The 7,974-nt window shown below is 46.9% G+C and carries 4 protein-coding genes; 3 read left to right on the forward strand and 1 reads right to left on the reverse strand.

What is annotated here, in order from left to right; all coding sequences use genetic code 11:
• On the reverse strand, positions 1–697 hold a 697-nt coding region (locus tag ABF87_RS12220), incomplete at its 3' end, for a LodA/GoxA family CTQ-dependent oxidase (protein ID WP_193568012.1).
• 615 nt (positions 698–1,312) lie between these two features.
• Between ABF87_RS12220 and ABF87_RS12225 the strand changes: the two genes are divergently transcribed.
• The 3 genes from ABF87_RS12225 to ABF87_RS12235 all read left to right on the forward strand — a co-directional run bounded on the left by ABF87_RS12225 (position 1,313) and on the right by ABF87_RS12235 (position 7,547).
• Positions 1,313–3,553, forward strand: a complete 2,241-nt coding sequence (locus ABF87_RS12225; RefSeq protein ID WP_160829404.1) for an adenylate/guanylate cyclase domain-containing protein — start codon at positions 1,313–1,315, stop codon at positions 3,551–3,553.
• A gap of 375 nt (positions 3,554–3,928) precedes the next feature.
• Entirely contained in the window at positions 3,929–7,045 is a 3,117-nt protein-coding gene (locus ABF87_RS12230; RefSeq protein ID WP_275689468.1) for a FecR domain-containing protein, read from the forward strand.
• A gap of 13 nt (positions 7,046–7,058) precedes the next feature.
• The gene (locus tag ABF87_RS12235; protein ID WP_160829406.1) at positions 7,059–7,547 is read left to right on the forward strand and encodes a hypothetical protein; all 489 of its coding nucleotides are present in this window, start codon (positions 7,059–7,061) and stop codon (positions 7,545–7,547) included.
• The last annotated feature ends 427 nt before the right edge of the window (positions 7,548–7,974 follow it).

The following is a 7,974-nucleotide window of genomic DNA, read 5'->3' on the forward strand; positions in this document are numbered from 1 at the left end:
CAATGCCGGGCGCATAGGCGGGTGGCGCCACCACTACCCAAGCGCCACCCTCTGTTGCAATGGCTTCTTTTCCATTGATTTCGATCAATGCTTTGACCGGGCCATCCGATACGCTGTCGAACCAGCCATCATTATTGGCATAATTTGACAGTCCGCTGCTCAGTGGTGATGCCGACTTGCCCGGGCCGCCGACCACGATCAACCGCCCGCTGTCATCCGTCAGCAATCGGCCGAGTTCAACCTTAGCTGTGCCCTCATTGGCGCCATTCCTGATGAAATTGATCTCTCCATTCAACGGCCCGATGAGTTGATTGACGCCGGAAATGGATTGCAGTCCAGCATCGATGACTAATCCGGCACGCTCATAGTCGATATTTCTCGGCGGCGCTGCCGACCCTCCCGGCGGGAAAGTGCCGCTTGCGGCCTTGCGGTTGACCAGATGAACTTGCCAGGTGATTTTGGTGGTGTCATTTGCAACAACCTCGCGGATCAATGATTCATTCCCGCATTCTTCACGCTCATACTCATAAATTCTGAATCGCGCTGCCTGAGGTTTGATTCTTCCTGGAGCAGCATTATCCCGGTAAGGGCCGTCAGGTACGATGCCCGGTGCTTCAGGGCCGATGAGGTATGCCGTTTCGCTGTTTCCGATGCGCGCAATGCCAACGGCTGGGTATATACGGTAAATGGTTTTCATGAATGCTTCCTCCTGATTGCTGATACGTAATGGATGGTGTAATGAAGCTCAGAAAAATTGCTGCCCGGGTCACGCCTGTCACTTTTTCAGAGAATATTGATGTTTCCCGAAGACCACGCCATGGAGCTGAACCACTGAGTGGCGAACGAGTTGTTACCTCAGTATCACAACCATATGAGTTATTGTTGTTCATTGTCAAGCCACCTCTTGGCTTCCGACCGAGCATTTTCAGGGGGATGGCTGGACTATTGTTACCTCGTTCCGGAGAATAAAAGGAAGATCAAGCTGGCGGGGAATGGAGATGATGAGTTGAGAGGTATTTCTACGTTAGAAATTATAAAATTTTGCTCTTTTCGGGATATTTATCTCCTATACCGCTAGCCATGACCTAAAGTAGAATTCATAACCTTTAACAAACGCGGTGCTGAGTTGGACTTTGGACTGGGGAAATACTGAAAAAGATTGCGGGCAACCATCAGACAAGGTGAGATTGGATTCAATACGCGCAATTTATTGAGGATCAAGAAGTTTTTGAGCTCGATTGCTACGCAACATGACCTTATACAATAATTTTTCAAAATTTCCCTGGGGGTGAGATTTTGGTTCCGATTCAATATGACTAAATGGTTCAGGCAACTTTTATTGGGAGGGATGCTGGGATTGTTCGGCATCCTGGCCCATTTGATGCCGCTGGAAGAGCGATTCGGCTTGTCCTGGTTGTTCCATTTACGGGGCCCAACGGCTGCTCCGGATAATGTGGTCGTGGTGGCGATCGATCAACCGTCTGCGATGCAAATGGGATTATCGATCATGCCGCGATTATGGCCCCGCGATATTCATGCCCAGCTCATCGATAAACTCGTGCAGGCTGGCGCTCGTGCAATTATTTTCGATCTTACCTTTGACATGCCCAGTGTGCTGGCTGAAACCGATGAGCGATTGGCGCAAGCCATCCGCGCAGCCGGCAATGTCATCTTGACCGAACGATTGGTGCGGCACAATGCCGCAGTGTTGTTCGATGAAGATCATATCTTGCCCCGCCCCATCATTCAGGAAGGTTCGGGACAGCTTTTGCCGGTAATTGCCGATGAAGCGACCGCTCGTGCGCCGTTTGCGGTGCCGAAAACCGACCGCGTCAATCACTACTGGACATTCAAAGCGGGTGCCGGCGATATGCCGACAGTGCCGGTGATTGCGCTGCAACTGTTTTCGTTGCCGGTGTATGAGGATCTGGTTCGATTGCTGCGGGTGGTCGATCCGGCAGCCGCCGAGCAGTTACCCGCATCTGAGCGCAAGTTGGATATTGAGGATGTGGTGTTCAAATTGCGTCACCTGTTCTGGGGACATCCTCAATTGGTCCAGCACCTGTATGCTCAGCTCAATCGAGACACGGCGCTGAATGCGGCGAAAAAGAAATTACTGGCAGCATTGATCAATCTGTATGCAAGCCATGACAAACATTATCTGAATTTCTACGGGCCGCCGCGCACCATCACAACCGTGCCGTATTATCAAGTCATGGATCCAGGCGGATATCCGGTCGAGCGCAGCGTATCACAGCCGGTTGATTTCAAGGATAAGGTGGTGTTTGTAGGCTTTTCCGGTGCGACGCAGCCCGAGCAGGACATCGTTCGCGATGATTATCATACGGTATTCTCGAATCCGGATGGGCTTTTCATCAGCGGTGTCGAGATTGCCGCAACGGCGTTTGCAAATTTACTCGAGAACCGACCGGTACGGCCCCTGCCGCTGCAGGGCAGCCTGGGAATGTTGTTTCTACTGGGTTTTACTGCCGGCATGGCTTTTATGCTGTTATCGACTCGAATCGCCATTGCAGCCGGAATCGCCGTTCTGATTGCGTATGTCTTCAGCGCATCATATATTTTCAACGAAACAGCGATCTGGGTGCCGGTGATCATTCCGGTGGTGCAAATCGTGCTGGCGTTCATTCTGTCAGAAATACTGAAGCATCAATCCGTCCGCAAAAAAAGCGAGATACTCGAGACGCAGCTTGTGGAAATCCGCAAATCCCTGGGTTCTTCCTACCCAAGCAAGGCAATAGAGCAATTACTCGGCAACCATCAGGAGCATGGCATTTATAGTCCATGCCTGACGACGGATGTCGCCGGGTATACTACGTTGTCGGAACTGATCGATTCGAAGGATTTGGGAGAATTGATCAGCAATTACCGGAATGCGCTCAAAGATCCCATTCGAGAGCATGAGGGTCACATCATGGATATGATTGCCGATTCGATGCTGGCGATTTGGATCAATCATCCTGAACATTTGCTGTTGCGGTCGCAGGCATGTCACGCCGCACTGGATCTGGCTGCCGCGGTCGAGCGCTTCAATCAGTCGCAATCGGACCATCGGTTATGGCTGCCGACCCGGATCGGACTGCATTGCGGGGAAATGTCATTGAGAAGAGGCGACGGCAGTTACAACGTGATGGGCGATGTGATTAATACCGCTAATCGCATCCAGGGCGCCAACAAATTCCTCAATACGCACATTCTATTATCCGGAGAAGTTGTCGATGGTTTGGATGAATTCGTGACGCGGCCGCTGGGGAATTTTCTGCTGCCGGGTAAAACGTTGCCGGTGCATCTGGTCGAGTTGCTCTCGACTCGGCAATTTGCCAGCCCAAAACAATTATGGCTGTGCGGAATTTTTGCAACGGCATTGCGCGCGTATCAATCCCAACACTGGGACGAAGCCAGCCAAGGTTTCAATGAAATTCTCAGGCAATTTCCGTTCGATGGTCCAAGCCGTTTTTTTCTATCGTTATGCGAGCGTTACCGCGATATCCAGCCCATTCCACCTTGGCCGATGTGCAGGATTGATACCAAGTAATTCATAAAAAGCGACAAAGTGAACATTTGTCTGTGAGAATTCTCACGTATACGTCCACGATTTTGTCGTACACTCTGAGAGTTCTTTTTACACCGTGAAGTCATCCATCGTCCTTTGGCCCTACGCGGCTGAGAACGGAAAGATCGATATGAAATCATGAACACGCGCTGGACAATAGCAACTCTCGGCCGCCGCAGACACTATGTGCGGGTAGCCATGATTGTTTTTTCAGCGATCTGTTGGAGTGCGTATACCGGCCAGAGCCATGCGGCGCCGGGATGTACACCGGAAGTGGCGCGAGTCGTATCGATTCAAGGGATGATCGAATTACGCCGGGCTCAGGAAACGCATTGGCAGCCTGCCGGCCTGGATGAGATGCTTTGCGCGGGTGACAAAATTCGCGCGCGTTCGCACAGCCGCGCGGCGCTGCGTCTCAGCAACGACAGCATGCTGCGGCTTGATCAGAAAACAAGCCTGTCGTTTGCCGAGATCCAAACGGACTCAAGTACGTCGTTGCTGGATTTGCTCGAAGGCGCGATACATATTATTACCCGCACACCAAAGCCGTTCAGAATTAGAACACCGTTTGCCAACGCGAGTGTTGAAGGTACCGAATTCTTTGTCGGGCTTGAGCACCACACCGCCAAAGTCGTCGTCTATGAGGGGAAAGTTTTAGTTAGTAACGAGGCGGGAAGCATTCACCTCCATGATCATGAGGCGGCGCTGGCATTGAATGGACAAGCGCCGCGCAAAGAAATCGTCATTCGTCCAACCGATGCCGTGCACTGGGCATTGCATTATCCAGTTATTTCAAATGATTGGCGAACTAACCCATCAAAAAGCGACCAGTCTGCCGATGGGTTAGTTCGTCAGGCCAGTCGTCTGCTGATCGTCGGCCAGGCTGATGAAGCCAGCGCCATCATCGAACAGGCACTCAAACTTGAACCCGGCAATAGCGACGCCTATGCTTTGCTTGCGATCATTGCCGTGACACAGAATGAAAAAGATCAGGCGCTCGAATTAGCCACGCAAGCGGTGGCAGCATCCGAGCAGCGGTCAGGAGCTGCCTATCTGGCGCTTTCTTACGCTCAGCAAGCGCATTTTGACATCGATGCGGCATTGGAAAGCGTGCAAAAAGCATTGGCGCTCGATGCCGAGAACGCGTTGATTTGGGCGCGGCTGGCCGAATTGCGAATGTCGGTGGGCGATCTGGATCGTGCGCTGGAAGCAGCGCAGCATGCTGTGACCATCAATGCTGAGGTAGCGAAAACCCATGTTGTGCTGGGTTTTGCCCACCTGTTGCAAATCAATATTCGATCCGCAAAAACAACATTCATGCAGGCGATTGCGCTCGACCAGGCCGATCCGATGCCGCGGCTGGGTTTGGGCATCGCTCTGATCCGCCAGGGTGAACTGGAAGCAGGACGGGTAGAACTCGAAATCGCCGCCAGCCTCGATCCGGCCAATTCATTGATTCGCAGCTATCTGGGCAAGGCATATTTCGAAGAAAAGCGCTATCTGCTCGCCAGAACGCAATTTGATTTAGCCAAGGAGCGCGACCCCAAAGATCCAACGCCGTGGTTTTACGACGCGATCCAGAAGCAAACTCAGAACCGGCCGGTGGAAGCGCTGCGGGACATTCAGAAATCGATCGAACTGAACGACAACCGCGCAGTGTATCGCTCCAAGTTCTTGCTCGACCGCGACGAAGCGGCGCGCGGCTCGAGTCTGGCGCGGATTTTCGAGAATTTGGGCTTCGAGCGCCGCGCCATCATGGAAACCGCGAAATCACTGAGCTTCGACCCCGCTAATCATTCAGCGCACCGGTTCTTGTCGGATACCTATGCCAATACACCGCGCTATGAAATTGCGCGTGTCAGTGAATTGTTGCAAGCGCAGCTATTACAACCCATTAATGTCAATCCGGTACAGCCTCATATGGCGGTGGCGGACTTGAACATAATTACTAATACTGGCCCTTCTTCGATAGGATTTAATGAGTTTACGCCGCTTATGGAACGTAATAAATCTCAGGTAGTTGCTTCAGGGATTGTTGGAAACAATAGTACTTTAGGAAATGAAATTGTACTTTCTAAGCTTTATAAACGCACATCAATCAGTTTTGGGCAATTTCATTACGAAACCAAAGGGTTCCGTGCAAATAATGATCAAAATCACAATATTTATAACGCATTTATTCAACATGCTTTTACTCCAAAATTTAATGTTCAGGCTGAAGTACGTTCTCGAGCGACTGAACACGGAGATTTGTTGTTGGATTTTGGTCCAAAGACTTTTAAAAATTATCGTAGAGAGATAAATGAAATCATAGCCCGGGTGGGAGCCAAATACTCACTGTCATACAAACAAGATTTTCTTTTCTCAGGAAAGTATGTAAATCGTTCTGAAGACTATGGCCAAACAGCGTTGAATAATGAAGGCTATCAAATCGAAATTCAACACTTATTTAGGGAGAAATATTTCAATTCTGTAATAGGAGGAGGTACATATCAATATAGCTGGATAAATAAACCTAATCAAACCGATTCTTTTAAAAATATGGAGCGCAATAATGCCTATATTTATACGAATTTTAATTTGCCTAGAAATATAAATTTTACGCTGGGTTTGGGTCATGATTCTTTTACAAGCACAATTGATGGTAAAAATAAAGATAAGTTGAATCCTAAGTTGGGCTTACAGTGGAACTTGGGAGATTCATTTCGATTAAGAGCTGCATGGTTTGAAACGACAAAATCTCATTTGATCGCTCAGCAGTCATTAGAGCCAACACAAGTTGTTGGTTTTAATCAATTTTATGATGATCCTAATGGAGCTCGAGCTCGTCGTATGGGTATAGGATTAGATTTTCATTATTTGAATAAAATTTATAGTGGTATCGAAATATCTCAACGGCGGTTAATCGTGCCTACTATAATACAAGAGGTTGAGCAAGAACATGATTTAAAGCGGGAGCATTTGCAACCTCAAAGTGAGCATTTATTGCAAGCTTATCTTTATTGGCTTCCTGGTCATTATTGGGCAATTAGAAGTGAACCGAGAGTTGAAAGATTTAAACGAGATATTAATGATGAGAGATTAGCTCAGGGATTTAATGGAGCTAAAGAACCTGTCCGTATTCATACATTAAGTGTGCCGTTTAGTATTGAATATTTCCTTCCAACAGGCTTCTTTTCTAGTTTTACAACAACTTTTATTACACAAGACTTGATAAGGAGACAAGATGCATTAAATACTAATCAAGAACGCATTCCCGGTAAAACTAATTCTGGTGTAGATTCATTTTTCTTATTCGATGCGGTTATCGGTTATCGATTCCCAAATCGCAGAGGAATTATTAGCCTGGAAGGAAGAAATTTACTAAACGAAAAATTTTATTACAGGAATATTGGTTTTTATCAATCTGAAGCAATTAGTCCTCGTTTTATACCGGAACGTACAATATTCGCTAGGCTAATGCTTAATTTCTAAATGGAGAATAATCATGAGTGATTGTGGATGTAACGATAGCAGTACTGGTTCAATTTCTGTACAAGATTTATCCAAAGAGATTAAAGAAAAATTCCAAGAAATTGTGACTTCTATAGATGAATTGGAAACTATAGGAGATGTCACATCAATAATATTTATCAAAAACAATAAAATTTTTGTATTGAATTCGAGTGAGCAAGTACAACCTATTAATCTTTTGATATCTCAAAATCTAACAACAAGTACAACTTATGAAGTAAAACGCGGTGTAAGTAATAAATGCTGCGCATATGAAGTAATCCATTATAGTGATAAAAGACCCGATACTTGGATAGAGCTTTGTTGTGAGCCATACGGACAGCAGCATGGGGATTATTATTTCTCGGTGAATCACCGAAGTGATAATAAATGCTGTATTTACGTCCAAGATATTATTCCGCCTGCTGGCGGAAATGGAGATCCAACGTTAAGTAAAAAGCGTGAATGGAAATGTCAAGTATAAGTTTAAAATAGATTTTTCAATATAATTTCTATTATTGTTGTTAATTGAATAAATTAGGAGGATCAAAAACTTGCTTTTTTGATCCTCAATATCACTATTAAATGTTTTTGAGGGCTCTACCTGATCACTAGAATCTAAAGTTAAATTTTTTATCGATTTCACTCCCATCTTTTTTACTCCTGCAGAATTTGAAATCAAATCCAAACGCTTTATCAGATGAGCAAAAATAATAGAAAAAAGCTTTCAATAGTGGCAGACATACAGTAAACCATGAACACCCAAGAACTCTTCCTAATCGTAATGGTAATCATCTTCTCAGTCCCCTATCTGATCTGGCGGTTGGGAAAAACCGATTATTGGGCGCCTTTGGTGGTTGTGCAGATTTGCATCGGCATTTTACTGGGGCCCGGAGTTTCGGGAGCACTCT

The sequence above is a fragment of the Nitrosomonas sp. JL21 genome (assembly GCF_009833095.1).
Taxonomy (GTDB): Bacteria; Pseudomonadota; Gammaproteobacteria; order Burkholderiales; family Nitrosomonadaceae; genus Nitrosomonas.

Excerpts from the sequence above, each read along its gene's own strand:
- ABF87_RS12225 (WP_160829404.1), top strand. The coding sequence starts at position 1,313 with ATGACTAAATGGTTCAGGCAACTTTTATTGGGAGGGATGCTGGGATTG.
- ABF87_RS12230 (WP_275689468.1), top strand. The coding sequence starts at position 3,929 with ATGCTTTGCGCGGGTGACAAAATTCGCGCGCGTTCGCACAGCCGCGCG.
- ABF87_RS12235 (WP_160829406.1), top strand. The coding sequence starts at position 7,059 with ATGAGTGATTGTGGATGTAACGATAGCAGTACTGGTTCAATTTCTGTA.